Origin of the sequence: Streptomyces katrae, assembly GCF_000966975.1 — a bacterium.
In the GTDB taxonomy this organism is placed as follows: domain Bacteria; phylum Actinomycetota; class Actinomycetes; order Streptomycetales; family Streptomycetaceae; genus Streptomyces; species Streptomyces katrae.
In genome coordinates this window covers 1-1069 of the sequence record NZ_JZWV01001663.1, presented here as the reverse complement: position 1 = coordinate 1069, position 1069 = coordinate 1, and the positions used below count along the sequence as shown (strand labels likewise).

General features: G+C 78.6%; 1 protein-coding gene. It reads right to left on the bottom strand.

Features of this window, described 5'->3' with window-relative positions; all coding sequences use genetic code 11:
• The coding region (locus VR44_RS39930; protein ID WP_045952599.1) for a beta-ketoacyl reductase at positions 1–1069 on the bottom strand (1069 nt) is incomplete at both ends.

Here is a 1069-nt window from a genome sequence, read left to right as displayed (position 1 = left end):
AACTCGGGGAGTGCGCCGTCGTCCGGGCCTCCGGGTGACGTGGCGCCCGCCGCTTCGGCGAGAGCGGCGACGGCTTCGGGGACTCCGTTCAGCAGCGGGCTGGGCCGCAGCAGGGTGAAGGAGGGCGCGAAGCGCTCCCAGGCGACGTCCGCGACGGTCACGGTCGTCTCGTCCCGGGTGAGGGCGGCGCGCAGTGCGGCGATCGCCGACGGTGGGGTGAGGGCGGGCAGTCCGCGCTTGAGCAGCCGGTCCTCGGCGTCGCCGTCCTCGACCATGCCGCCGCCGGCCCAGGGGCCCCAGGCGACGGCGGTGGCGGGCAGGCCCTGGGCGCGGCGGTGTTCGGCGAGGGCGTCGAGGGAGGCGTTGGCCACCGCGTACGCGGCCTGCCCGGCCGCGCCCCAGACGCCGGAGATCGAGGAGAAGAGGACGAAGGCGTCCAGGTCCCGGCCGGCCAGCAGTTCGTGGAGGTGCTGGGCGCCGGCCGTCTTGGCGGCGAGGACGCCGGCGAACGCCTCGGCGGTCGTGTCGGCCAGCATGGCCGGGGTGCCGACGCCGGCCGCGTGGACGACGCCGGTGAGGGGGCGCTCCTGCGGGAGGCCCTCCAGCAGCCGGGCCACGGCCTGCCGGTCGGCGATGTCGCAGGCCTCGACGGTGACCCGGGCTCCGAGTTCCTCCAGCTCCGCGCGGAGCTCTGCGGCGCCGGGCGCGGCCGCTCCCCGGCGGCTGGTGAGGACCAGGTGGTCCGCTCCGGCCCCGGCGAGCCAGCGGGCCACGTGGGCGCCGAGGGCCCCGGTGCCGCCGGTGATCAGGACGGTGCCGTGGGGCTGCCAGGCGGGCGCGGGCCGCGTCGGCCGTCCCTGGGGGGCGCGCAGCAGACGGCGTACGAGGACGCCCGCGCCGCGCACGGCCAGCTGGTCCTCTTCGGCGTGGGTGCCCGCGAGGACGGCCGCGAACCGCCGGGCCGCGCGGTGGTCGAGGGCCTCCGGAAGATCGACCAGGCCGCCCCAGCGTCCCGGGTGTTCGAGTGCGGCGGTCCGGCCGAGGGCCCAGACCGCTGCCTGCCGGGGGC